Below are 22,459 nucleotides of genomic sequence, written 5' to 3'. Positions count from 1 at the left end.
CGGTCGTCGCCATTTCGCTGGCTCGTTCGCCCGACCCCTCCCCGAAGGGGGTGAGATTCAGCCTTGCCGAATCACCAGTCTGCCACCCTGCCGCTGGGCGACCACCCGGCCGGGGAGATTGATGGCCCCCTGGCCGCGCCAGCCGGTGATCAGCCGGTCGACTTCCTCGATGTGGCGGGCGAACAGCGAACCGGCCGGAGCGCCCGCCTCGATGGCGGCGCTGCGCAGGATGCGGCGACGTACAGCGGGCGGCAGGGCGTACAGCTTGGCGCACTCCAGGAGGCCCGCCGCGTCCCGTACGGAGGCCCCGGCCTGGCGGGCCCAGGTATCGAGGGCGTCGGCGTCGTCGCGGGAGAGCTGGGCCGTGCGGGCCAGGGCCTCGACGACGCCCTTGCCCAGGGCCTTCTCCAGGGCGGGCAGGCCCTCGTGACGCAGCCGGGACCGGGTATAGGCCGGGTCGGCGTTGTGCGGGTCGTCCCAGACCGGGAGGGACTGGACCATGCACGCCTTGCGGGCGGTCTGCCGGTCGAGCTGGAGGAAGGGCCGGCGGTAGCGGCCGGGGGCCCCGGGTCCTCCGGAGACGGCCGCCATCCCGGACAGGGAGCGGATGCCGGAGCCGCGGGCGAGGCCCAGCAGCACGGTCTCGGCCTGGTCGTCGCGGGTGTGGCCGAGGAGGACCGCGGTGGCGCCGTGGCGCTCGGCGGCGCCGTCCAGGGCGCCGTACCGGGCGTCGCGCGCGGCGGCCTCGGGGCCGCCCTCGCGGCCGACGGTGACGGAGATCGCCTCGACCGGGGCGAGGCCGAGTTCGGTCAGGCGCAGGACGACCTCGTCGGCGCGGAGGTCGGAGCCGGGCTGCAGACCGTGGTCGACGGTGACGCCGCCGGCGCGCAGACCGAGTTTGGGCGCTTCGAACGCGAGGGCGGAGGCGAGCGCCATGGAATCAGCGCCGCCGGAGCACGCCACGAGGACGAGCGGGGAGGACTCGCCGGGGGTGGCGGGGGCGGGGACGAGGCTGTGGGGCGGGGTGTGGGCGGTGAGGATGTCGTGGAGAGCGCGGCGAACCGCCAGGCGTATCGCCGCGACCGCAGGATGGGGACCCATGTCCGGTTCCCTTCATGAAGTTTTCGGGGGGTGAGCCGAGTCCGGTCACTCAGAGTGTGTAGATGGTGACAGAAACGGGGCGTTCCCCGAGCATTGCACGCCTACCCATGCCCCACGGTCCCTCGGACGGGTGATTGAAGGGGCGTTCACCTGCCGTCGGCCGGATTCGTTCACCACGTACCCCAAGGACTCACGATTCCGCCTTGCGGTGCACCCGCGAGACCCAGTCCGCCGGTTTGGCGATCTCGCCCTTCGTCGGAAGGGTGTTCGGGGAGGTCCACACGCGGTTGAAGCCGTCCATGCCGACCTGGTCGACGACGGCCCGGACGAACCGTTCACCGTCCCGGTACTGCTTGAGTTTGGCGTCCAGACCGAGCAGCTTGCGCAGCGCGAGGTCCAGGCGGGAGGCGCCCTTGGCCCGCCGCTGCTGGAATTTCTCCCGGATCTCGGCCACGGAGGGCACCACCGCGGGACCCACGCCGTCCATCACGAAATCCGCGTGTCCCTCCAGGAGGGACATGACCGCGGTGAGCCGGCCGAGGATCTCCCGCTGCGTGGGCGTCTGCACCAGCTCCACCAGGGAACGCCCCCCGTCGTCCTCCTCGCCCTCCGGCCGACCGCCCGCGAGGGACTGCGCGGCCTCCCTGATGCGCTCCAGGAACGTCATGGGGTCGACGTCGGTCTCCCCCAAGAACGACTGGATTTCGCCCTCCAGGTGGTCACGCAGCCAGGGCACGCCCGTGAACTGGGTGCGGTGCGTCTCCTCGTGCAGACACACCCAGAGCCTGAAGTCGTGGGGCTCTACGTCGAGTTCGCGCTCCACGTGCACGATGTTCGGGGCGACGAGGAGCAGTCGGCCGCCGCCGTTCGCGCCCGCCGGCAGTTCGCGGGTGGCCGGGGCGAAGGTCTCGTACTGGCCGAGGACCCGGGACGACAGAAACGACAGCAGCATCCCCAGTTCGACGCCGGTCACCTTGCCGCCGACCGCGCCGAGCACGGCCCCGCCCGGTGAACTCCCGCGCCGCTCCTGCATCTTGTCCAGCAGCGGCCTGAGCACCTCACGGAACCCGGCGACGTTCGCCCGCACCCAGCCGGGGCGGTCCACGACGAGTACGGGGGTGTCGTGGGCGGCATCGGTTCCCATCCGGGTGAAGCCCCGGACGTGCTCCTCAGAGGCCTTCGCGTGCCGGCGCAGTTCCGAGACGATGGCCCGGGCCTCGTCACGGCTCACTTCGGGGCCCGGCCGTACCAGCCGGGTCGCGGTCGCCACCGCGAGATTCCAGTCGACCATCCCAGCAGATGCGGCACCACCGATGCTCGTCATGCGTCAACCGTACGTGAGGGGCCCCTCCGGGGGCAGGCAGCGAGATGGGCAGGGGCCCGGGTCTGTTGGGTCGGCACCCCCGCACCGCGGCACGGACCGAGCCCCGTAGGGGCGCGGGGAACTGCGCGACCAGCCCCCACCGGGCCCGCGGACAAAGAAGCCGCCGCGCCCAGCGGAGCGCTCAGCAGCCGCAGGCCGCCAGTGCCGTTGCCGTGCGGTCCAGGGCTGCCTGGGCCTCCGTCTTGCTGGTGCTGTCGGCGGCCAGGAAGGCGAAGGCCAGGAGGCGGCCGTCGCGGTCGACGACCGTGCCCGCAAGGGCGTTCACTCCGGTCAGGGTGCCGGTCTTGGCCCGTACGACGCCTGCCGCGCCGTCCGTGTAGCGGGTGCTCAGGGTGCCCGTGAAGCCTGCCACCGGAAGGCCCGTGAGGGCCGCGCGGAGTTCGGGGTGGGACGGGTCGCCCGCCTTGGCCAGGATGGCCGTGAGGAGGTTCGGGGTGAGGCGGTCGGCGCGGTTCAGGCCGCTGCCGTCCGCGAAACGGGCGCCGGACATGGGCAGTCCGAGCTTCGCCAACCGGGTGTGGATGGCCCGGGCGCCGCCCGCGAAGTCGGGCCGGACGTCCGTGGCGATCGCGGTCTGGCGGGCGAGGGCCTCCGCGAGGTCGTTGTCGCTGTTGGTCAGCATGCGCTCGACGAGAGCGGAGAGCGGCGGTGAGGAGACCTTCGCGAGGGTGGTCGCGCGGCCGGTGGCCTTGGACGGGCCGGGGGAGGTCGTCTTGATGCCGTGCTTCGCCAGCAGGGTCGCGAAAGTGCGGGCCGCAGACGCTGCCGGGTCGGTGAAGCGCAGGGCCGTACCGCTGGTCGAGTCGTTCGTACGAGCCTCGTCGGCCATCAGGGCGCTGACCGGGGCGAGGTTCTCGTCGGCCCCGATCGGGTGGAGTTCCGGGCCGGCGTAGAGCGTGGTGTCGTACGACAGCGTCACCTGGCGTACGCCGTGCTTCTTCAGGGCGGCGGCCGTCGAGTCGGCCAGGGTGCGCAGGCTGGCCCAGCCCTCCGGGTCCGTACGGGCCGTCAGGGTGGGGTCGCCGCCGCCGACCAGGACGAGTTCGTTCGTGTCGGGCTCCAGAGCGGCCCTGGTGGTGAGGCGGTGGTCGGCGCCCATGGCGGAGAGCGCGGCGACGGCCGTGGCGATCTTCGTCGTCGAGGCGGGGACCAGCGCCTCGCCTGCCCCCAGGCCGTACAGGCGCTTTCCGGTGCCGACGTCGACGACTGCGGCCGTCCGACGGGTGCCGAGCGCGGGGTTCCTCAGGAGCGGGTCCAGAACGGCCGCGAGGGCCTTTCCGACGGGTGCCGCCCTCAGGGTGCCGGTGGCGCTGCCGAGGCCGGCCAGCACGGAGGGGGCGCTCGGCGCGGGCGCGGGCGCCCCGGCCGACGTACCGGAGGCACCGGACGTGTCGGACGTATCAGAATTACGACCGTGATCTGTGCCACCGGATCGCTCCTGGACGGCGGCCCAGTCCCGCTCGGCCGTACGCTGACCGGAGGAGTCCCAGGGGCCGGCGGCGGTCACCACGCCGGCGGTCAACGCCAGTCCGGCGGTGGCGGCTCCCGCGGTGTACTGCCAGGTCCGCAGGTTCTTCGGCATCGACAGCGGCAGTGTCTTCAGGGGCTGAAGAGTGCTCGGCCTCGGGAGAGCGGCGAGCTTCGGGGCCACCGCCTGTGTGATCCGTGCGACCCGCGGTTTCACGGCGGCTGTGGCTCGTCCGGCTCGTGCGAGTTGCGGTTTCACAGCTGCTGTTGCCCGTCCGAGCTGCGGTTTCACCGTTGCCGTGGCCCGGGTGAGACGGGGTCGTACGGTTCGCGCGAGCCGCGCCATCCGTGGCCTCGCGGCCCGCCACGGCCTCAGCTCTGGCACGACCACCAGCCCCTTTCGCGATCACACACCTGCGTGAGGGACACTTAACCACCAGAACTATGTGTTGATCATGGAGGAGCCACCGGTGGAGTTCGACGTCACGATCGAGATTCCGAAGGGTTCACGGAACAAGTACGAGGTGGACCACGAGACCGGTCGGATCCGTCTGGACCGTCGCCTCTTCACCTCGACCAGTTACCCGGCCGACTACGGCTTCGTCGAGAACACCCTCGGCGAGGACGGCGACCCGCTGGACGCGCTGGTCATCCTGGACGAGCCGACGTTCCCCGGCTGCCTCATCCAGTGCCGCACGATCGGCATGTTCCGGATGACGGACGAGGCCGGCGGCGACGACAAGCTGCTGTGCGTGCCCGCGCACGACCCGCGCGTGGAGCACCTGCGCGACATCCACCACGTGTCGGAGTTCGACCGTCTGGAGATCCAGCACTTCTTCGAGGTCTACAAGGACCTGGAGCCCGGCAAGTCCGTCGAGGGCGCCAACTGGGTCGGCCGCGCCGACGCCGAGGCCGAGATCGAGCGGTCGTACAAGCGCCTCAAGGAGCAGGGCGGCCACTGAGGCCCCCGGATCCCGTTGTGCTCAACGGGCCGCACGCGCACGCGTGCGGCCCGTTCGTGCGTCTGTGCGCATACTGAGGGGCGTACTGGAGGGGCACGCGCAGGGAGCGATACGGAGTGACGGACGAGGACCGCAAGCCGGCATCGGACGAAGCCAGGGGTGTCTACGCCGTTCCCCTCACAGGTGGGGCTTCGGGCGGTGGGGACGGGGACTCGTCCACCACCTCCGAGTTCGCGCTTCCCCAGGGGATGGCCCCGCCCAGGCCCGTCACCGTTGAGTCCGAGACCACCTCCGAGTTCGCCCTGCCGGACGGGCTCGACGCTCCGCAGCCGCCCGGTGGCGATTTCGAGGGGTCGGCCTTCAGCACCCCGCTCACGTACCGGGCGCCCGCGTTCACGCCGCCTACCGGTATCCCTGTGGTGAGTCTCACCAAGGACGTGCCCTGGCAGGACCGGATGCGCACGATGCTGCGGATGCCGGTGGCCGAGCGGCCCGCGCCGGAGCGGTTGCAGAAGGTGGCCGAGGAGGGCGGACCGGCCGTCCCGCGCGTGCTCGACCTGACTCTGCGCATCGGCGAACTGCTGCTCGCGGGCGGCGAGGGCGCCGAGGACGTGGAGGCGGCCATGTTCGCCGTCTGCCGGTCCTACGCCCTCGACCGCTGTGAGCCGAACGTCACCTTCACCCTGCTGTCGATCTCGTACCAGCCCTCGCTCGTCGAGGACCCCGTTACGGCGTCACGGACGGTCCGGCGCCGGGGCACCGACTACACGCGCCTGGCGGCCGTCTACCGGCTTGTGGACGATCTGAGCGACGAGGAGACCGCCACGTCGCTGGAAGAGGCTTACAGGCGCCTCGCGGAGATCCGGCGGAACCGGCACCCGTACCCCGGCTGGGGGCTCACCGTGGCCGCCGGGCTGCTCGCGGGCGCCGCCTCCGTGCTCGTCGGCGGTGACCTGGTCGTGTTCGTGGCGGCGGCGCTCGGCGCGATGCTCGGCGACCGGCTGGCGTGGCTGTGCGCGGGGCGCGGGCTGCCGGAGTTCTACCAGTTCACGGTGGCCGCGATGCCGCCGGCCGCGATCGGGGTCGCGCTGACGGCCGCGCACGTGGACGTGAAGGCGTCCGCCGTGGTCACCGGTGGGCTGTTCGCGCTGCTGCCCGGGCGGGCGCTGGTGGCCGGGGTGCAGGACGGGCTGACCGGGTTCTACATCACCGCGTCCGCGCGTCTGCTGGAGGTCATGTACTTCTTCGTGGGCATCGTCGTCGGGGTGCTGCTGATCCTGTACTTCGGCGTGAAACTGGGCGCCGAGCTCAACCCTGATGCGGCGCTGGGGAGCGTGCAGCGGCCGCTGTGGCAGATCAGCGCGTCCATGCTGTTGTCGCTGACCTTCGCGATCATGCTTCAGCAGGAACGTTCCACCGTGCTCATCGTGACGCTCAACGGGGGTGTGGCCTGGAGCGTGTACGGCGCGATGCACGACACCGGCGACTTCTCGCCGGTGGCCTCGACGGCCGTCGCGGCGGGGCTGGTGGGGCTGTTCGGGCAGTTGCTGTCGCGGTACCGGTACGCGTCAGCCCTGCCGTACACCACGGCGGCGATCGGGCCCCTGTTGCCGGGGTCGGCGACGTATTTCGGGCTGTTGTCGATCGCACAGAACGATATGGACGCGGGGCTGGTTTCGCTGTCGAAGGCGGCGGCGCTGGCCATGGCCATCGCCATCGGCGTGAATCTGGGATCGGAGATCTCGCGGCTGTTCCTGCGTGTGCCCAGCGGCTCCGCCGGGGGTAGGCGGGCCGCCAAGCGGACGCGAGGGTTTTAGCGCCGGGTTCCAGCAGCCGACTTCGCGCGGTTCCTGGCCACGCCGGACTTCCTGAGCGGTGAATTCATTCGGGCATGTTCGGTCATATGTCCGGCCACTCAGTATTCCGTGGTAGTCCCTGCTTGGGATCGATGTATCCCCCGCGCGCGGGGGCCGACGCGGCTACGACTGCCGCGAGTCAGGCCCGGCGGAGGCAAAGACCTGGCGGATGAACCGCCGTTGCCAGGGCACCTCGACCGCACGGGAGTGGTAGTTCCGCCGCACCCAGGTCACGGCTTCCTTGGGGTCCATGCCCTCGAAGACGCACATCGCGGACAGTGCCGTACCGGTCCGCCCGACCCCGCCCCCGCAACAGACCTCGACGCGTTCGCTCGTGGCGCGCTCATAGGCGACGCGGAGCTTGCGCATCGCGTCGCCGGGGTCGGCAGGAAGCCAGAAGTCCCGCCAAGGGACCCACAGGGACTCCCACGCCGGATCGGGTGGCTGGTGATCCGTTAAGTGGACAGCGAGTGTGGGTGTCTGGCCCTCCGGGAGGTCATACCTGAGCCCCCGTCCCCGAATCAGCCGTCCCGAGGGGAGTTGAATCACCCGCGGAGTATCGGTATTCCATTGTTCGGTCATCGTGAATCCCGTTCCGATCGGTCACGTGGAAATGTGTTTCCGACCATTGTGATCATCCCCAGCGGGATCTGGGGAAGTATTTGCTGGGCATGGAAGGCTGGTGCCCAGTTGACCCGGCAGGGTCGGCAGGATGTTGGACACCTCGATCGACAGCAGGATGAGTACCAGGACGGCCGCCGACAGCCGTAGATCGAGGGCTCGGGTGAGGAACGCCGCAAGCGCCACGACCGTGGCGACGACCTGCTCACCGCCCTCATCGACGCCGAGGACGACGGCGACCGGCTCGACCACGACGAACTGGTGGCCCAGGTGGCCATGATCTACGTCGCCGGCTACGAGACGACCGTCAACCTGATCTCCGGTGGGACCCTCGCGCTGCTGCGCCATCCCGACCAGCTCCGGCTCCTGCACACCACGCCCGAACTCGCCCGGAACGCGATCGAGGAACTGCTCCGCTACGAACCGCCGGTCCACCTCGCCCGGCGCATCACCCTCCGTCCCCACCGGGTGGCGGAACACAAGAGATCCCGGCCGGCGCGATCGTCCTCGCCAGCCTGGCTGGTGCCAATCGCGACGAGGATTTCTGGGGCCCGGACGCCGACCGGTTGCGGCTCGACCGCGAGAACGCGCGCCGCCACGTCACCTTCGGCGGCGGTGCCCATTACTGTCTCGGCGGGGCACTCGCCCGGATCCAGGGACGGGTCGCCATCGGGGAACTGGTCCGCCGTTTCCCGGACGTGGAACAGGCGGGCGAGGTTCGCTGGAACGGCCTGCTGAGCCTGCGAGGCCCCGCCCACCTCCCGATCCGCCTCTGACCGTACGGACCGGCACGACCACGCCCGTCGCCCGGACTCCGTTGCTGTGAGGAGCACGGGCCCGGGACGGCGGGCGTGAGAGCGGCTGATCCGGGCGCGGTCGGCTTCGTCTGCCGTTGGCACTCCGCGCAGGTGGTCGACGGGCGAGCCTCCGGACTGTGCCTCGCAAGCCTCCGCTGTCGCTTCGGGCGGCGCCCAGGACAGGTCAGTTCTGCGGGTAGCCGTTGTTGTACGGGTACTGCTGCTGGTCCTGGTGGTCCTGCTGGTAGCCCTGGGGGTATTGCGGGGTGTAGGGCTGCTGGGCGTAGGGCTGGTCGTAACCCTGGTCGTAGCCCTGGTTCTGGCCGTACTGCTGCGGGTAATCGTCCTGCTGCTGTGCCGGGGGGATGCGGCGCAGCTGAGTGGTCGCGTCGTCCATCGGGGCCGGGTACTGCTGCTGGGCCGGGGGCTGGGGCTGCTGGGGCGGGTTCTTCTTGGCCTTGCTGCGGGCCCGGGCGAACTCGATGATGATCGGGACGACCGAGATGAGGACGATCAGCAGCAGGATCGGTTCGATGTTCTTCTTGACGAAGTCGATCTTTCCGAGCCAGGAGCCGAGCAGGGTGACGCCCGCGCCCCAGAGGACGCCGCCGATGATGTTCCAGGTGACGAACGAGCGGTACTTCATGCCGCTGACGCCGGCGATGATCGGCGTGAACGTGCGCACGATGGGCACGAAGCGGGCCAGGACAAGCGACTTCGGACCGTACTTCTCGAAGAATTCGTGGGCCTTGGCGACATTCTCCTGCTTGAAGAGGCGGGAGTCCGGGCGCGTGAAGAGCGACGGGCCGACCTTCTTGCCGAACATGTAACCCGCCTGGTCGCCGAGGACCCCTGCGACACAGATCAGGGCGATCGCGCCCCACAGCGGGAAGTCCAGCGTGCCCGCCGTGATCAGCAGACCCGCCGTGAACAGCAGCGCGTCGCCCGGCAGAAAGAAGCCGATGAGCAGGCCGGACTCGGCGAACACGATCAGGAGCAGACCCCAGATGCCGAACTGGTCCAACAGGTAGTCCGGGTCCAGCCAGCTCGGTCCGAGGGCAAGCGTCGTCACTGTTCCGGGCTCCTGAGGCTTGGCAGAGATGAGGGGGCCAAAGCTATCAACGCAAGGTGACCCCTCCAGGTTCCCTCAGCTTCCATGCGCCACTCCGGGGTGCGCTGTGCGGCAACTGGGACCACCCTGTGAGGTTATGGGCATCGAAGAGTACGGCGGCGGCCAGGGACCTCAGTCCGACGTCCTGGTCGTGACGACGAACGACATCCCCGGCTACCGGGTGGAGCAGGTCATCGGTGAGGTCTTCGGGCTGACCGTGCGGTCACGGCATCTCGGCAGCCAGATCGGGGCCGGGCTGAAGTCGATGATCGGCGGTGAGCTGAAGGGGCTGACCAAGACCCTCGTCGAGACGCGCAACCAGGCAATGGAACGTCTCATCGAGCAGGCACGCGCACGTGGCGCCAACGGCGTGCTGGCGTTCCGCTTCGACGTGACGGACGCGCAGGACGTGGGCACGGAGGTGTGCGCGTACGGGACCGCGGTGGTCCTGGTCCGGGAGTAGCCCCGGACCAGGTCGCCTCTACGAGGTACGTCCACGAGGTGTGTCTACGCGGTGTGCCGGGCCGCGTTCGCCGTGATCGCCTCCCGGAGGTGCTCGGCGAGGCCGGGGCGCATGGAGTCGTAGAACTCCTTGAAACGCTCGTCGGACACGTACATGTCGGCGAGACCCTGGTGGATTTCGTACGTGCATTCGTAGAACCACTTGGTGATGTGCCGCCGGTGTTCCTCGGCCATGGCCATGGCGGCCTCGCCGGACGGGGGCCCACCGGCGGCCATCAGGGCGTCGTAGCGCTCGCCCCAGGAGGTCACCTCGGCCTGCATGCGCTTCCAGTCGTCCTTCGTGTACGAGGCCGCGCGGCGCTGCGACTCCGCGTACGTCTCCGTGCCGCCCCAGCGGCGCTCGGCCTCCTGCGCGTGTGCCTCCGGGTCCTTGTCGCCGAAGACCTCGAACTTCTCCTCGGGTGTCAGGTTGATGCCCATTCTGCGTGCCTCCATGGCGTGCTCCACGGCCGCCGCCATCTGCTGGAGCCGTTCGATCCGGGCGGTCAGCAGCTCGTGCTGACGGCGCAACTGCGCGCGCGGGTCCGCTTTCGGATCGTCCAGCAGGGCGGCGACCTCTTCGAGCGGAAACCCGAGCTCCCGGTAGAACAGGATCTGCTGCAACCGGTCGAGGTCGGCGTCGTCGTAGCGCCGGTGGCCCGCGTGACTGCGTCCGCCCGGCACGAGGAGGCCGATCTCGTCGTAGTGGTGCAGGGTACGCACCGTGACGCCGGCGAAGCCGGCGACCTGTCCCACGCTGTAGCTCACTTCCGCCCCCTTCTCGGTACGCACTCCACACTGCTTCCTCACGCTGCGTTAGGTGCAAGCCCCGCGGCCCGGCCCTACCGTCGTAGGTATGCCACTGCATCGTGGGGACAGCGAAACACCTGACGACAAGGGCGACGGGCGCAGGCTCGCCGTCAACCCCTTCTTCGGGGAGGCCAATCCGGTCGGCGGCATGACCGAGGCCCCGCCCACACACCGGCTCCCGGACGCCCCGCTGCCACCTACGACGGCGTACCAGCTCGTGCACGACGAACTGATGCTCGACGGCAACTCGCGGCTCAACCTCGCCACCTTCGTCACCACCTGGATGGAGCCGCAGGCCGGCGTCCTGATGGGCGAGTGCCGGGACAAGAACATGATCGACAAGGACGAGTACCCGCGCACGGCCGAGCTGGAGCGGCGCTGTGTGGCGATGCTCGCCGACCTGTGGAACGCGCCCGATCCGGCCGCCGTCGTGGGCTGTTCGACCACCGGTTCGAGTGAGGCGTGCATGCTCGCCGGGATGGCGCTGAAACGGCGGTGGGCGGCGCGCAACGCCGACCGGTATCCAGGGCGGGATGTCCGGCCGAACCTCGTCATGGGCGTCAACGTGCAGGTCTGCTGGGACAAGTTCTGCAACTTCTGGGAGGTCGAGGCGCGCCAGGTGCCCATGGAGGGCGAGCGGTTCCATCTCGATCCGCAGGCGGCGGCCGACCTGTGCGACGAGAACACCATCGGGGTCGTCGGGATCCTCGGGTCCACCTTCGACGGGTCCTACGAGCCCGTCGCCGAGCTGTGCGCGGCGCTGGACGCCCTTCAGGAGCGGACCGGGCTCGACATCCCGGTACACGTCGACGGGGCCTCAGGAGCCATGGTGGCGCCTTTCCTGGACGAGGACCTGGTGTGGGACTTCCGGCTGCCGCGCGTGGCCTCGATCAACACCTCGGGGCACAAGTACGGGCTGGTCTACCCGGGCGTCGGCTGGGCGCTGTGGCGGGACAAGGAGGCCCTCCCCGAGGAGCTCGTCTTCAGCGTGAACTACCTCGGCGGCGACATGCCGACGTTCGCGCTCAACTTCTCGCGCCCCGGAGCCCAGGTCGTCGCGCAGTACTACACGTTCCTGCGGCTGGGCCGCGACGGCTACCGGGCCGTGCAGCAGTCCACGCGGGACGTGGCGCGCTCCCTCGCCGGGCGGATCGAGGAGCTGGGCGACTTCCGGCTCCTCACGCGGGGCGACGAGCTGCCCGTGTTCGCCTTCACGACCGGGGCGGACGTGACCGCGTACGACGTCTTCGACGTTTCGCGGCGGCTGCGTGAGCGCGGCTGGCTGGTGCCCGCGTACACCTTCCCGGAGAACCGGCAGGACCTGTCCGTACTGCGGGTCGTATGCCGCAACGGGTTCTCCGCGGACCTCGCCGAGCTGTTCCTGGAGGACCTGGAGCGGCTGCTGCCCGAACTGCGCCGGCAGCCGCGTCCGTCGACGCACGACAGGGACGCAGCCACCGGTTTTCATCACTAGGGCCCCGCCTTACCGGCTCAGGCGCCCGAACCTCCGTACCGCCAGTGGGAAGAAGACCGCAAGCAGGGCCAGGGGCCAGACGACGGCCGCCCAGAGGTGGCCGGGTTCGCCGCCGGGGTTGCCGAACAGGTCGCGTACCGCGGTGGCCGTCTGGGACATCGGGTTCCACTGGACGGCCGTGCCCAGCCAGCCCGGCATGGACTCGGGGGTGGCGAAGGCGTTGGACAGGAAGCCGACCGGCCAGACCAGGATCTGGACCGCCTGCACCAGCTCCGGCTTGCCGGCCACCATGGCCAGCTGGATGCCGATCCACAGCATGGCGAACCGGAAGAGCAGAAGCAGGCCCACGGCTCCCAGGAGGGCCGCCACGCCCCCGTGGGCACGCCAGCCGATCGCGTACCCCACCGCGAGCATCACGGCGAGCCCCAGCGCCGACTGGAGCATGTCGGCGGCCGAACGACCCACCAGGACCGCGCCGTTGGCCATGGGCATCGACCGGAAGCGGTCGATCACGCCCTTGTTGAGATCCTGGGTGACGGCGAGCATCGTGCCCTCCAGGCCGAAGGCCATGGTGAGCACGAGCATGCCGGGCACCAGGAAGTCGACGTAGTCGCCCGCGACGTCCCGCCCGCCGCCGACCAGATAGCCGAACATCAGCAGCAGCATCACCGGGAAGACCAGCCCGACCAGCACCTGGACCGGTTGCCGTGCCCAGTGGGCGAGTTCGCGGCGGGTCATGGTCCAGCAGTCGGTCAACGCGCGCGTGCCCGGTGCCCCCGGTGCCGGGGCCGGAACACCGCTCCTCATCCCGTACGTCGTCACGCGGCCTCCTTCGTCCGTTCGTCGCCCCCGGTGAGGTCCAGGAACACCTCGTCCAGCGTCGGGCGCCGCAGCGCGATGTCCTCGGCCTCGATCCCGGCCGCCTCCAGGGCCCGTACGACCCCGGAGAGCGCCGCCATCCGGTCGGTGACCTGGGCACTCAGGAGCCGCCGGTCGGGGTCCACCGAAACGCCCTCTGCGGGTACGGGCAACAGGGCGACGGCCGCGCCCAGTTGGCCCGCGTCGCGCAGGACGACGTCGATGCGGTCGCCGCCCGTGGCGGCCTTCAGCTCGTCCGGGGTGCCGTCGGCGACGACCCGGCCCCGGTCGACGACCGAGACCCGGTCGGCGAGCTGGTCGGCCTCCTCCAGGTACTGCGTGGTGAGCAGGACCGTCGTACCGCCGCCCACGAGGGAGCGGACCGCGGTCCACACCTCGGTGCGGCCGCGCGGGTCGAGGCCGGTCGTCGGCTCGTCCAGGAACAGCACCTCCGGGTCGGTGATGAGGGAGGCGGCGAGGTCGAGGCGGCGGCGCATTCCGCCGCTGTAGTGCTGGACCGCCTTGCGACCGGTGTCCGCGAGTCCGAAGCGGGCGAGGAGTTCACCGGCCCGCACGCGCGCGTGGCGGGCACCCAGGCGGTAGAGGCGGCCGAACATCTCCAGGTTCTGCCGGCCGCTCAGCTTCTCGTCGAGCGCCGCGTGCTGGCCGAGCAGGCCGATGCGGAAACGGACCTCCCGTGCCTCGGTCAGCACGTCGTGACCGGCCACCTCGACCCGGCCGCCGTCGGGCCTGAGCAGCGTGGCCAGGATCCGGACCAGGGTCGTCTTGCCCGCGCCATTCGGCCCGAGCACGCCGTGCACCGTGCCGCGGGCGACCAGGAGGTCGAGTCCGGCCAGTGCGTGGGTGCCGCCGTACTTCTTGTGTGCGCCTTCGACGGTGATCGCCGCGTCGGCCACAGAATCCTCCTCGCTAGTCAAACTTGATTACCGATCCAAAGTAGCGCGCCCGTGAGCATTGGTCAAACTTGATTAATGTGCGGCTACCGCCAGTCGCCGGGGTGCCGCTCCTCCGACGCGTACGGGTTCTCCTCGCCCTCCGCCAGGATGCCGACGAACGGTTCGCCCTCCCCCGCGAAGGTGTACGCCCCGCCCTCGATCCTGGTGATCAGACCCAGCGTCCACTCGGCCTCGGCGTCGGCCGTGTGGATCCAGAGGTTCATGATCTCGCCGATATGGCCGAGCTGTTCGGGGCCGTCCTCGGGCACGTAGTGCTCGGTGACCGAGGCCCGCCACGCCTCGATCCCCCGGATCCGCTCCTTCAGGAGCGCCACGGCCTCGGCGCGCGGCAGTTCGACCATGAAGCCGATCGCCGCCGACTTGACGTCCATCTTCTGGTCGTACGAGGTCAGCGCCTCGCGCACGAGCCTGAAGCACTCCTCGGTGCCGGCCTCGGTGATCTCGTACTCCGTGCGCGGCGGGCCGCCGGCCGTGGAAGGGGCGATCTCGTGCGCGATCAGCAGGCCCTGCTTGGCCATCTGCTTGAGCGCGTGGTAGATCGAGCCGGGCTTGGCGTTGGACCACTCGTGCGCGCCCCAGTACTCCAGGTCGTTGCGCACCTGGTAGCCGTGGGCCCGCCCGTGCTGACGGACCGCGCCGAGCACGAGGAGACGGATAGCTGACATGCAGGCCACATTAGGACCCCGGCGTCAAGCGGCCCGCTCCCGGTCCGCCAGCTCGAAGGCGGTGGCGCCGTCGAGGGACTCGCGGACGATGTCCGCGTGACCGGCGTGCCGGGCGGTCTCGCGGATCAGGTGCAGCGCCAGCCAGCGCATCGAGACCCGGCCCTCCGGCGGGAACCAGGGGTCCGGCGGCAGCGCGAACGTGTCGTCGAGGCTCGGTACGGAACGCAGGAACACCTCGGTCTCGGCGGCGACCTTCTCCCAGTACGCGAGCTGCGACGCGACCGTCTCCCCTTCGACGAGCACGAAACACTCATGCCAGTTCGACGCGTCCCGCTTGACGGCCGGCGCCTCGCCCCTGGCCCGCGCGATCCAGCCCTGCTCGACCTCGGCGACATGCTTGAGCAGCCCGGACAGGGACAGCTCGCTGGCACTGGGCCTGCTCGCCGCCTGCTCCTCCGTGAGCCCCAGCAGGGCCCGCCGGATACCGCCGCGCTGCTCCTCCAGGAACGCGAGGAGTGCTCCGCGCTCGTCGCCGGGCGCCTCGGAGGGGACGTGAGTGACCATGAACGGCCGCCTTTCATCGGGTCGTTCTGCCTGACACCGATGACGTTACGAGGGCTTTAGGTCAGCTCCTGTCCGCATGGGTGGTCGATCAGAACGGGAAGAAGCTCCGCCCGTGCTGCACCGAGATCCACTTCTGGGTCGTGAACGCCTCCACCGTCGCCTCGCCGTTCAGGCGTCCGATGCCCGAGGACTTCTCGCCGCCGAAGGCGACCAGGGGCTCGTCGTGGACCGTGCCGTCGTTGACGTGGAACATGCCCGTGTCGATCTGCTTGGCGAAGGCGACGCCACGCTCCACGTCGGCCGTGTGGACGGCGCCGCTGAGGCCGTACGGGGTGTTGTTGACGAGGCGGACCGCCTCCTCCTCGCCGTCGAAGGGGACGAGGAGGGCCACCGGGCCGAAGATCTCCTGCTGGAGGATGGGCGAGTCGGCGGGGAGGTCGGTCAGGACCGAGGGCTCGACCAGGTTGTCCGTCGTCGTGCCGTGCAGCAGCGCGGTCGCCCCCTCCGCCAGCGCCCGCCGCACCACGCCCGAAATCGCCTCCGCCTGGGAGGAGTTGATCACCGGACCGATGACCGTCTGCGGGTCGCTCGGGTCGCCGACCTTCAGGGACCTCACCTTGGCCACGAATTTCGCGGTGAACTCGTCGGCGATTCGTCGGTCCACCAGGACCCGGTTCGCGGCCATGCAGACCTGGCCCTGATGGACGTACCGGCTGAAGACCGCCGCGTCGACCGCGTAGTCGATGTCCGCGTCGTCCAGGACCACGAGGGCGCTGTTGCCGCCCAGTTCGAGGACCACGTTCTTGAACAGGGGCGCGCAGACGGCGGCGACATGGCGGCCGACGGCGTCCGAGCCGGTGAAGGAGATGACCTTGGGGACCGGGTGCTCGATGAACGCGTCGCCGATCTCGGCTATGTCCGTGATGACGACGTTCAGGAGGCCGGGCGGCAGGCCCGCGTCCTCGAAGATCTTCGCGACCAGGGAGCCGCCGACGACCGGGGTGTCCTGGTGCGGTTTGAGGACGACGCCGTTGCCGAGCGCCAGCGCCGGGGCGACCGACTTCAGGGAGAGGAGGAAGGGGAAGTTGAAGGGGCTGATCACGCCCACCACACCCACCGGCACTCGGTAGACGCGGTTCTCCTTGCCGTCGACCGGCGACGGGATGATCCGGCCCTCTGGGGTCAGCGCCAGGCGGATCGACTCGCGCAGGAACTCCTTGGCGAGGTGCAGTTCGAAGCCGGCCTTGAGGTGCGTGCCGCCGAGTTCGGCGATGATCGCCGCGGCGATCTCCTGCTCACGGTCCTCGATGATGCGCAGGGCCTTCTCGAAGACCGTGCGGCGGGCGTACGGACTGGTCGCGGCCCATTCCTTCTGGGCTGCGGCGGCGGCGCGGTACGCCTCGTCGACCTCGTCCACCGTGGCGATCGTGATCGAGGCGAGCTTCTCGCCGTCGTACGGATTGAAGTCGATGATGTCCCAGGAGCCGGTGCCCGGGCGCCACTCACCGCCTATGTACTGCTGCGCGAGGTCGGTGAAGATGGACGACGACATGTGATCCCTCAATCCCTCAATCCCGTATCACGGTCTGATCGCACGTCATCGTACGTGCGTTCAAAGGGAGTTGGGGGATCACCAGGGACCCCGGTTACGAGAGTTGCAGCAGGCCCCTCAGCAGGTCCCGGCTCTCGGCCGGCCCGGGGCTGTCCTGCTGCAACTCCTTCATCGCCTTCTCGTACTGGGTGACGTCCTCCGCCTTGTCCAGGTACAGCGCGCTGGTGAGCTGCTCCAGGAAGATCACGTCGGACAGGTCCGACTCCGGGAAGCTCAGGATCGTGAACGCGCCGCTCTCGCCCGAGTGCCCGCCGAAGCCGAACGGCATTATCTGCAGCCGTACGTTGGGCCGCTCGGAGATCTCGATCAGGTGTTGGAGCTGGCCCCGCATCACCTCGCGGTCGCCGTACGGGCGGCGCAGTGCTGCCTCGTCCAGGACGACGTGGAACTCCGGGCCGCCGGCGGAGAGGAGGTACTTCTGCCGCTCCAGGCGCAGTGCGACGCGGCGCTCGATGTCGGCGGGGCTCGCGCCCTTCATACCGCGTGCGACGACCGCGCTCGCATACGCCTCGGTCTGCACCAGGCCGTGCACGAACTGCACTTCGTAGGCGCGGATCAGCGAGGCCGCGCCCTCCAGGCCCACATAGGTGGGGAACCAGCTCGGCAGGACGTCCGAGTAACTGTGCCACCAGCCCGCGACGTTGGCCTCCCTGGCGAGCGAGAGCAGCGCGTTGCGCTCGGCCTCGTCGTTGACGCCGTACAGCGTCAGCAGGTCCTCGACGTCCCGTGTCTTGAAGCTCACCCGGCCCAGTTCCATACGACTGATCTTCGACTCGGAGGCTCGGATCGAATATCCCGCGGCCTCTCGCGTGATGCCCCGCGACTCACGCAGTCGCCTCAGGTGTGATCCGAGCAGCATGCGCCGCACCACCGATCCCGGCTCTCCCGCGCTCACGTTCGTCACCCTCCCCAACCTCTCCAGGGGCCGCAGTCTGCCACTAAAACACTCCGAGCAGTACTCGTCCGGTTACTCAAATGGGAAGACGTCAGAGCGTACGCACAGGCAGAGGTAAGGGGAAGACCGGCCAGAGGTGAAAAGTTGGCGGAAAAAATGACCAAGAAGCGGTACGGGAGGGTCCAATTCAGGCACGTGCACGTGCATCTGCCCTTGCATCCGCCGTGAGCATCGGAAACCATGGTCTCGCGCCACCGCTGCATCGCAAGGACTGCATCGCAACGACCGCGATCTCCCGGGAGTGCCTCGCATGGGGATGAATGGATCGACCATGCTCGAGCCGTTAAGGCAGGGGCTTCCGCCACTGGATCCCTCGACCGTGGCCAACGCGGCGTCGTGTGCGCTGCCCGCCCGCTACGAAGCGGTGCGCGAGGCACGGCAGTTCAGCCGCAGAACACTCACCCAATGGGACATCGGCGACAGCCTCGACGACGTCTGTCTGGTCGTCTCCGAGCTGGTCACCAACGCCCTGCGGCACGCCCTGCCCGCCGACACCCCGCACTCGTCGGCCCAGGAGCCGCTCGTACGGCTGCACTTGATGCGCTGGACCGAGCGGCTGGTGTGCGCGGTGCGCGACCCGAGCCGGGAGAGCCCGGTGGCGTACGACGTCGAGGAGTTCTCGGAGGACTTCTCGGCCGAGTCGGGGCGCGGCCTGTTCCTGGTCGACTCGTTCAGCGACAGCTGGGGCTGGCATCCGCTCTCGGGCACCCTGGGCGGCAAGGTCGTCTGGGCGCTGTTCGGGCTGCACTCCGCCAAGTGAGATACCGCGGCGTTTCTTCGGGCCTCGGTTCTACGCGCGTCACCGTGTGCGGTACGACGATTACGCCCCGTTTCACCCGGCTCGGGGGCCGAGATGTCCGCGGGGCGGTCAGCTCGCTATCAGATGGTCGAACTCGCCGTCCTTGATGCCCAGGAGCATCGCCTCGATCTCGGCGCGCGTGTAGACGAGCGCCGGGCCGTCGGGGAAGCGCGAGTTGCGCACCGCGACCTCGCCGCCGGGCAGCCGCGCGAACTCGACGCAGGATCCCTGCGAGTTGCTGTGGCGGCTCTTCTGCCAGGCGGCGAGCCCGTCCAGCCGCGCGGCGGCCATGCCGTTGTACACGCCGGACTCATCGGCTGCGCCAACGCCGTACACGTCGTGGTCCACAGGTAGCTCCCTGGTGGTGCACTGGCTGGTGAGGCCATTGGTGCAGTGGTCAACTGAGCCGGATCATAACTCTGTTCACGTGCAGACGCATGGACCGATGCATTGGCGTATGCATGGGCATACGCACGGTCAGATGCACGTGCACGCCGGGTGCTCGCTCCGCTACAGACCTTGACGCGCGCGGGGCCCCGCGCGTTCCCTCACACGTCCGCACCCCCGCCTCCTGGGACCTACGGAGACGGGGGTGCGCATGGGGTGCGGAGGGTGGCGCGAAGGGGGCGCGACGGCTACCGGGACACGTACGGCAGCAGGGCCATCTCCCGGGCGTTCTTGATCGCGCGGGCGAGCAGCCGCTGCTGCTGGGCCGAGACCCGGGTGACCCGGCGGCTGCGGATCTTGCCGCGGTCGGAGATGAACTTCCGCAGCAGATCCGTGTCCTTGTAGTCGATGTACGTGATCTTGGCCGCGTCCAGCGGGTTGGGCCGGGCCTTGAGGGGCTTGCGTTCGATCTTGCGGGCCATGGCGGGGTCAGACCTCCAGGAGGGTGTCGAAGGCGGGCGGCAGGCGTTTCCAGGCGGTGCGTCCGCCGGCGTACTCGGCGTCGGTGAGCAGGCAGGACTCCAGGAGCTGGGCGAGCCCGTCGCGGTCGAGGCCGGGCGAGGTGAACACCAGGTGCTGGCAGCAGTCGCCGTGCTCGGGGTGCCAGTCGAGGGCGGCGGCGGCCCGGCGCACGGGCGGGACCATGTCCCAGGCCGCGTCAGGGAGCGAGGCGAGCCAGGGGCCCGCGCTCTCCACGCACAGCGCGCCGCCCGCCGCGTCCCAGTGGAGCAGTGTGTCGGGGTGGTCGGCGAGCCAGAACCGGCCCCGGCTGCGCGCGGCGGCACAGGTCAGGTCCTCCAGCGCCTCGTACAGCCGCTCCGGGTGGAAGGGGCGGCGCCGGTGCCACACGAGGGTGGACACGCCGTGCGCGTCGGCCTCGGCCGGCAGCAGCGCGCACGCCGGGTGCTGGGCAGCGGCGGCGGCCTCGACGTCGAATCCGGCGAGGGCGGCGGAGGCGAGGGCCGAGATCGAGGGTGCCCCGGTCGCGTCGGTCGCGCCCGCCGAGCCTCCTGGGCGACCGCCCGTGACGGGGACCTGGCGGGCTGTCGGGTGGAGCTGCGCGAGCAGCTCACGGTCCTCGTCGTCGGCCTCCGGGGAGTCGACGAGGGCGAGGACGGTGGCGTACTCCAGCTGGCGGGCGAAGGTGTCCGCGACCGTGCGCTGGTCGGTGGCCGCGGCGGCGAGGCCACCGTCGGCCAGATCGTCGCCGTTGCCGAGGTACGGCAGCAGCAGCGCCGGGTCGACGGCGGTGATGACGCCGGTGACCGTGAGGCCGCCGGCCGTCACCACCTCGGCCATCGCCTTGGGCTCGACGGAGTCCCACAGCTCGACGATCGCCAGCCGGGTCTGCCCGGCGTCCGCGAGCCGCCGCAGCTCCGGGACGAGGTCCTCTCGCAGGGCGCAGCACGCACAGTCGTTGACCAGGGGCGCCTCGCCCGCGGAGAGGATGCCGGTGGTGTCGCTGATGGTCCGGACGACCGTGCCGGCCACGGCCGTGGCGAGGTCGTGGTGGAGTACGACGCTGCCAAGCACGTCGGCGAGCAGCCGCGCGACGGTCGCCTTGCGGGCGTCGGCGTGCAGTCCGCCGACGATCGCCACGGAGAGCTCATGCTCATGCACCTGCACGTGTGTTTCCTCAGTCCTTCTTGCCGTACCGGCGCTCGAAGCGCTCCACGCGGCCGGCCGTGTCCAGGACGCGGGCCGTGCCGGTGTAGAAGGGGTGGCTGATGTTCGAGATCTCGACGTCGACGACGGGGTAGGTGTTGCCGTCCTCCCAGTCGACCGTCTTCTCGCTGGTCATCGTGGACTGGGTGAGGAAGGCGTGGTTCGCGGCCCGGTCGCGGAAGACGACGGGCCCGTACGCCGGGTGGATTCCTTTACGCATGGCGGCTGATCAGCGCTCCTCTCGGAAGTCGACGTGCCGGCCGGCGACCGGGTCGTACTTGCGCAGGGTCATACGGTCCGGGTCGTTGCGGCGGTTCTTGCGGGTGACATAGGTGAAGCCGGTCCCGGCCGTGGACCGGAGCTTGATGACCGGCCGGAGTTCGTTGCGAGCCATGCTGGTATCTTACTGAAAACGACTTCCATTTGCATAACCTGATCGAGAGAGGTGCGTCACCTTGTCCGCCCACTGCATGCTGTCCGGCGCCCAGCCTTGCTTCGGCAACAACATCAGCCACTCGCACCGACGTACGTCCCGTCGCTTCAACCCCAACATCCAGTCCAAGCGGTACTGGCTGCCGAGCGAGGGCAGGCATGTCCGGCTGCGGCTGAGCACGAAGGGGATCAAGACCGTCGACACGATCGGTGTCGAGGCGGCGGTCGCCCGGATCCGGGCCCGTGGGGTCAGGGTCTGAAGGTCCGAGGGAGTCCGCACGGCAACAGGCACGGCAACAGGCGCGGAAACAGGCACGGCGACAGGCACGGCGACAGGAGCGGCATGGCGAAGAAGAGCAAGATCGCGAAGAACGAGAAGCGACAGGAGATCGTCGCGCGGTACGCGCAGCGGCGGGCCGAGCTGAAGGAGATCGTCCGGCGGCCGGCTTCGACGGACGCGGAACGGGCGGTGGCGCAGCGGGAGCTGGAACGGCAGCCGCGTGACGCGAGCTCCACGCGCGTGCGCAACCGGGACCAGGTGGACGGGCGGCCCCGCGGGTACTTCCGGGCGTTCGGACTGTCCCGGGTCGGCCTCCGGGAACAGGCGCACGCGGGGTTCCTTCCGGGGGTGCGCAAGTCCTCCTGGTAGCTTGCTGCGGTCGTGTCGTGGGGTCGTGTCGTGCGGTCGTACGGCTGTTGCTCGCGGCTATTTGCCAGCGGCTACTGGTTGGGAGCTTCCCGGTGAATTCGGTGACGTACGCGCGCGTGCTGGTACGCAGGGTTGGTGCGGCCTCGGTGGCCGGGGTGGCTGCGGCGCTCCTGCTTGCCGGGTGCAGTGGTGACGGGGGGTCCGGGGAGGGGGCGGGGACCCCGAGCTCGGACTCCTCGTCGCCGTCGCCCTCCTCCGACTCGGCTGCCGGGGGCAGTGGTGGCAGTGGTGGCAGTAGTGGTACGACCGTTGCCGACAGTCAGCTGGTGGGCAGCTGGTTGACCACCAGCAAGGGCAGCGCCGTGGCCCTGGTGATCAACGGGACGAAGGCCGGGGTGTTCGCCACCGGGGGGACCGTGTGCAGCGGTACGGCGGGCAAGGAGGCGGGGATGCAGATGATCCGTCTCACGTGCTCGGACGGCAACAAGGACCGGGCCGAGGGGATGGTCGACTCCGTCGACAAGACGTCGATGAAGGTCACCTGGGAGAGCGGTCTCGGTACGGAGACTTACACGAGGGCGGAGGGCGGGCAGCTTCCCTCGGGGTTGCCTACGGCGGGGCTGGGGTCCTGAAACCTGGACGCGGGCTGGTGTGAGGGGTTTTTCGCCCCCGCCGCCCCTACCCGTCCCATCCTGTCCCTGGGGGCTGCGCCCCCAGACCCCCCAACGGCCCTGAACGGGCCTTGTCCTCAA

The 22,459-nt window shown here is 69.9% G+C and carries 26 protein-coding genes and 1 pseudogene; 10 read left to right on the top strand and 17 right to left on the bottom strand.

All coding sequences use genetic code 11. From position 1 onward, the window contains the following. Nucleotides 1–57 precede the first annotated feature (57 nt). The 3 genes from tilS to dacB form a co-directional block, all read right to left on the bottom strand. Nucleotides 58–1,101 carry a tRNA lysidine(34) synthetase TilS gene (gene tilS / locus OG734_RS27860; protein ID WP_330290222.1) on the bottom strand — a complete coding sequence of 348 codons (1,044 nt, stop codon included), beginning with the start codon at nucleotides 1,099–1,101 and terminating at the stop codon, nucleotides 58–60. A 190-nt stretch (nucleotides 1,102–1,291) separates the two neighbouring features. Next, nucleotides 1,292–2,425 carry a zinc-dependent metalloprotease gene (locus OG734_RS27855; RefSeq protein ID WP_330290221.1) on the bottom strand — a complete coding sequence of 378 codons (1,134 nt, stop codon included), beginning with the start codon at nucleotides 2,423–2,425 and terminating at the stop codon, nucleotides 1,292–1,294. A gap of 181 nt (nucleotides 2,426–2,606) precedes the next feature. Beyond that, a complete protein-coding gene (dacB, locus tag OG734_RS27850; protein WP_443064920.1) occupies nucleotides 2,607–4,343 on the bottom strand; it encodes a D-alanyl-D-alanine carboxypeptidase/D-alanyl-D-alanine endopeptidase in 1,737 nt (578 codons plus the stop codon). 79 nt (nucleotides 4,344–4,422) lie between these two features. Between dacB and OG734_RS27845 the strand changes: the two genes are divergently transcribed. After that, nucleotides 4,423–4,914, top strand: coding sequence for an inorganic diphosphatase (locus OG734_RS27845; RefSeq protein WP_164412192.1), 492 nt, complete (start codon nucleotides 4,423–4,425; stop codon nucleotides 4,912–4,914). 116 nt (nucleotides 4,915–5,030) lie between these two features. Next, complete coding sequence (locus OG734_RS27840; protein WP_330290220.1) at nucleotides 5,031–6,731, top strand: threonine/serine ThrE exporter family protein; 1,701 nt, start codon at nucleotides 5,031–5,033, stop codon at nucleotides 6,729–6,731. A 162-nt stretch (nucleotides 6,732–6,893) separates the two neighbouring features. On the opposite strand, the gene OG734_RS27835 is transcribed toward OG734_RS27840, so the two are convergent. Further along, entirely contained in the window at nucleotides 6,894–7,352 is a 459-nt protein-coding gene (locus OG734_RS27835; protein ID WP_330290219.1) for a protein-tyrosine phosphatase family protein, read from the bottom strand. Nucleotides 7,353–7,541: 189 nt separating this feature from the next. On the opposite strand from OG734_RS27835, the pseudogene OG734_RS27830 reads away from it, so the two are divergent. Further along, nucleotides 7,542–7,688 (top strand): annotated as a pseudogene (locus tag OG734_RS27830) (hypothetical protein); the annotation flags it as partial. A 188-nt stretch (nucleotides 7,689–7,876) separates the two neighbouring features. Beyond that, entirely contained in the window at nucleotides 7,877–8,167 is a 291-nt protein-coding gene (locus tag OG734_RS27825; protein ID WP_330293805.1) for a cytochrome P450, read from the top strand. A 205-nt stretch (nucleotides 8,168–8,372) separates the two neighbouring features. On the opposite strand, the gene OG734_RS27820 is transcribed toward OG734_RS27825, so the two are convergent. Further along, nucleotides 8,373–9,260: a DedA family protein gene (locus tag OG734_RS27820; protein ID WP_330290218.1), complete on the bottom strand. Its 888-nt coding sequence runs from the start codon at nucleotides 9,258–9,260 to the stop codon at nucleotides 8,373–8,375. 136 nt (nucleotides 9,261–9,396) lie between these two features. Here OG734_RS27820 and OG734_RS27815 point away from each other — a divergent pair, with 136 nt between their 5' ends. Next, nucleotides 9,397–9,762: a YbjQ family protein gene (locus tag OG734_RS27815; RefSeq protein WP_330290217.1), complete on the top strand. Its 366-nt coding sequence runs from the start codon at nucleotides 9,397–9,399 to the stop codon at nucleotides 9,760–9,762. 44 nt (nucleotides 9,763–9,806) lie between these two features. Here the strand turns inward: OG734_RS27815 and OG734_RS27810 are convergent, their stop codons facing one another. Next, nucleotides 9,807–10,568, bottom strand: a complete 762-nt coding sequence (locus tag OG734_RS27810) for a MerR family transcriptional regulator (RefSeq protein ID WP_330290216.1) — start codon at nucleotides 10,566–10,568, stop codon at nucleotides 9,807–9,809. Between the two features lie 88 nt (nucleotides 10,569–10,656). On the opposite strand from OG734_RS27810, the gene OG734_RS27805 reads away from it, so the two are divergent. Beyond that, on the top strand, nucleotides 10,657–12,084 hold the full coding sequence (locus tag OG734_RS27805) for a glutamate decarboxylase (protein WP_330290215.1): 1,428 nt from the start codon (nucleotides 10,657–10,659) through the stop codon (nucleotides 12,082–12,084). 9 nt (nucleotides 12,085–12,093) lie between these two features. On the opposite strand, the gene OG734_RS27800 is transcribed toward OG734_RS27805, so the two are convergent. The 6 genes from OG734_RS27800 to OG734_RS27775 form a co-directional block, all read right to left on the bottom strand. After that, nucleotides 12,094–12,891: an ABC transporter permease gene (locus tag OG734_RS27800; protein WP_330293804.1), complete on the bottom strand. Its 798-nt coding sequence runs from the start codon at nucleotides 12,889–12,891 to the stop codon at nucleotides 12,094–12,096. A gap of 11 nt (nucleotides 12,892–12,902) precedes the next feature. After that, the gene (locus OG734_RS27795; protein WP_330290214.1) at nucleotides 12,903–13,859 is read right to left on the bottom strand and encodes an ATP-binding cassette domain-containing protein; all 957 of its coding nucleotides are present in this window, start codon (nucleotides 13,857–13,859) and stop codon (nucleotides 12,903–12,905) included. Between the two features lie 83 nt (nucleotides 13,860–13,942). After that, complete coding sequence (locus OG734_RS27790) at nucleotides 13,943–14,584, bottom strand: PadR family transcriptional regulator (RefSeq protein ID WP_330290213.1); 642 nt, start codon at nucleotides 14,582–14,584, stop codon at nucleotides 13,943–13,945. A gap of 24 nt (nucleotides 14,585–14,608) precedes the next feature. Further along, entirely contained in the window at nucleotides 14,609–15,148 is a 540-nt protein-coding gene (locus OG734_RS27785) for a DinB family protein (protein ID WP_330290212.1), read from the bottom strand. An 88-nt stretch (nucleotides 15,149–15,236) separates the two neighbouring features. Further along, on the bottom strand, nucleotides 15,237–16,700 hold the full coding sequence (locus tag OG734_RS27780; RefSeq protein ID WP_330290211.1) for an aldehyde dehydrogenase family protein: 1,464 nt from the start codon (nucleotides 16,698–16,700) through the stop codon (nucleotides 15,237–15,239). A 94-nt stretch (nucleotides 16,701–16,794) separates the two neighbouring features. Next, nucleotides 16,795–17,619: a helix-turn-helix domain-containing protein gene (locus tag OG734_RS27775; RefSeq protein ID WP_330293803.1), complete on the bottom strand. Its 825-nt coding sequence runs from the start codon at nucleotides 17,617–17,619 to the stop codon at nucleotides 16,795–16,797. A gap of 367 nt (nucleotides 17,620–17,986) precedes the next feature. Between OG734_RS27775 and OG734_RS27770 the strand changes: the two genes are divergently transcribed. After that, on the top strand, nucleotides 17,987–18,475 hold the full coding sequence (locus OG734_RS27770; RefSeq protein ID WP_330290210.1) for an ATP-binding protein: 489 nt from the start codon (nucleotides 17,987–17,989) through the stop codon (nucleotides 18,473–18,475). 108 nt (nucleotides 18,476–18,583) lie between these two features. On the opposite strand, the gene OG734_RS27765 is transcribed toward OG734_RS27770, so the two are convergent. The 5 genes from OG734_RS27765 to rpmG all read right to left on the bottom strand — a co-directional run bounded on the left by OG734_RS27765 (nucleotide 18,584) and on the right by rpmG (nucleotide 21,020). After that, on the bottom strand, nucleotides 18,584–18,862 hold the full coding sequence (locus tag OG734_RS27765) for a DUF397 domain-containing protein (RefSeq protein ID WP_330290209.1): 279 nt from the start codon (nucleotides 18,860–18,862) through the stop codon (nucleotides 18,584–18,586). Between the two features lie 287 nt (nucleotides 18,863–19,149). Continuing rightward, a complete protein-coding gene (rpsR, locus tag OG734_RS27760; RefSeq protein ID WP_006376563.1) occupies nucleotides 19,150–19,383 on the bottom strand; it encodes a 30S ribosomal protein S18 in 234 nt (77 codons plus the stop codon). A 7-nt stretch (nucleotides 19,384–19,390) separates the two neighbouring features. After that, nucleotides 19,391–20,587 (bottom strand): CobW family GTP-binding protein, encoded by a 1,197-nt coding sequence (locus OG734_RS27755; RefSeq protein WP_330290208.1) that lies wholly within the window; start codon nucleotides 20,585–20,587, stop codon nucleotides 19,391–19,393. Nucleotides 20,588–20,597: 10 nt separating this feature from the next. Continuing rightward, on the bottom strand, nucleotides 20,598–20,846 hold the full coding sequence (locus OG734_RS27750) for a type B 50S ribosomal protein L31 (RefSeq protein ID WP_164321877.1): 249 nt from the start codon (nucleotides 20,844–20,846) through the stop codon (nucleotides 20,598–20,600). Nucleotides 20,847–20,855: 9 nt separating this feature from the next. Then, on the bottom strand, nucleotides 20,856–21,020 hold the full coding sequence (gene rpmG, locus OG734_RS27745) for a 50S ribosomal protein L33 (protein WP_015658813.1): 165 nt from the start codon (nucleotides 21,018–21,020) through the stop codon (nucleotides 20,856–20,858). 61 nt (nucleotides 21,021–21,081) lie between these two features. Here rpmG and rpmB point away from each other — a divergent pair, with 61 nt between their 5' ends. From rpmB to OG734_RS27730, 3 genes are all read left to right on the top strand, one after another. After that, complete coding sequence (gene rpmB, locus OG734_RS27740) at nucleotides 21,082–21,318, top strand: 50S ribosomal protein L28 (RefSeq protein ID WP_330290207.1); 237 nt, start codon at nucleotides 21,082–21,084, stop codon at nucleotides 21,316–21,318. A gap of 83 nt (nucleotides 21,319–21,401) precedes the next feature. Further along, the gene (gene rpsN, locus OG734_RS27735) at nucleotides 21,402–21,707 is read left to right on the top strand and encodes a 30S ribosomal protein S14 (RefSeq protein WP_330290206.1); all 306 of its coding nucleotides are present in this window, start codon (nucleotides 21,402–21,404) and stop codon (nucleotides 21,705–21,707) included. 326 nt (nucleotides 21,708–22,033) lie between these two features. Beyond that, nucleotides 22,034–22,339, top strand: coding sequence for a hypothetical protein (locus tag OG734_RS27730; protein WP_330290205.1), 306 nt, complete (start codon nucleotides 22,034–22,036; stop codon nucleotides 22,337–22,339). Nucleotides 22,340–22,459: the final 120 nt, after the last annotated feature.

The organism is Streptomyces sp. NBC_00576 (assembly GCF_036345175.1).
Lineage (GTDB): Bacteria > Actinomycetota > Actinomycetes > Streptomycetales > Streptomycetaceae > Streptomyces.
The sequence above is the reverse complement of the archived record's forward strand: the minus strand, read 5'-3'. Positions and strand labels throughout refer to the sequence as shown.

Excerpts from the sequence above, each read along its gene's own strand:
- tilS (WP_330290222.1), bottom strand. The coding sequence starts at position 1,101 with ATGGGTCCCCATCCTGCGGTCGCGGCGATACGCCTGGCGGTTCGCCGC.
- OG734_RS27855 (WP_330290221.1), bottom strand. The coding sequence starts at position 2,425 with ATGACGAGCATCGGTGGTGCCGCATCTGCTGGGATGGTCGACTGGAAT.
- OG734_RS27835 (WP_330290219.1), bottom strand. The coding sequence starts at position 7,352 with ATGACCGAACAATGGAATACCGATACTCCGCGGGTGATTCAACTCCCC.
- OG734_RS27815 (WP_330290217.1), top strand. The coding sequence starts at position 9,397 with ATGGGCATCGAAGAGTACGGCGGCGGCCAGGGACCTCAGTCCGACGTC.
- OG734_RS27805 (WP_330290215.1), top strand. The coding sequence starts at position 10,657 with ATGCCACTGCATCGTGGGGACAGCGAAACACCTGACGACAAGGGCGAC.
- OG734_RS27800 (WP_330293804.1), bottom strand. The coding sequence starts at position 12,891 with ATGAGGAGCGGTGTTCCGGCCCCGGCACCGGGGGCACCGGGCACGCGC.
- OG734_RS27790 (WP_330290213.1), bottom strand. The coding sequence starts at position 14,584 with ATGTCAGCTATCCGTCTCCTCGTGCTCGGCGCGGTCCGTCAGCACGGG.
- OG734_RS27785 (WP_330290212.1), bottom strand. The coding sequence starts at position 15,148 with ATGGTCACTCACGTCCCCTCCGAGGCGCCCGGCGACGAGCGCGGAGCA.
- OG734_RS27780 (WP_330290211.1), bottom strand. The coding sequence starts at position 16,700 with ATGTCGTCGTCCATCTTCACCGACCTCGCGCAGCAGTACATAGGCGGT.
- OG734_RS27775 (WP_330293803.1), bottom strand. The coding sequence starts at position 17,619 with ATGCTGCTCGGATCACACCTGAGGCGACTGCGTGAGTCGCGGGGCATC.
- OG734_RS27770 (WP_330290210.1), top strand. The coding sequence starts at position 17,987 with ATGCTCGAGCCGTTAAGGCAGGGGCTTCCGCCACTGGATCCCTCGACC.
- rpsR (WP_006376563.1), bottom strand. The coding sequence starts at position 19,383 with ATGGCCCGCAAGATCGAACGCAAGCCCCTCAAGGCCCGGCCCAACCCG.
- OG734_RS27750 (WP_164321877.1), bottom strand. The coding sequence starts at position 20,846 with ATGCGTAAAGGAATCCACCCGGCGTACGGGCCCGTCGTCTTCCGCGAC.
- rpmG (WP_015658813.1), bottom strand. The coding sequence starts at position 21,020 with ATGGCTCGCAACGAACTCCGGCCGGTCATCAAGCTCCGGTCCACGGCC.
- rpsN (WP_330290206.1), top strand. The coding sequence starts at position 21,402 with ATGGCGAAGAAGAGCAAGATCGCGAAGAACGAGAAGCGACAGGAGATC.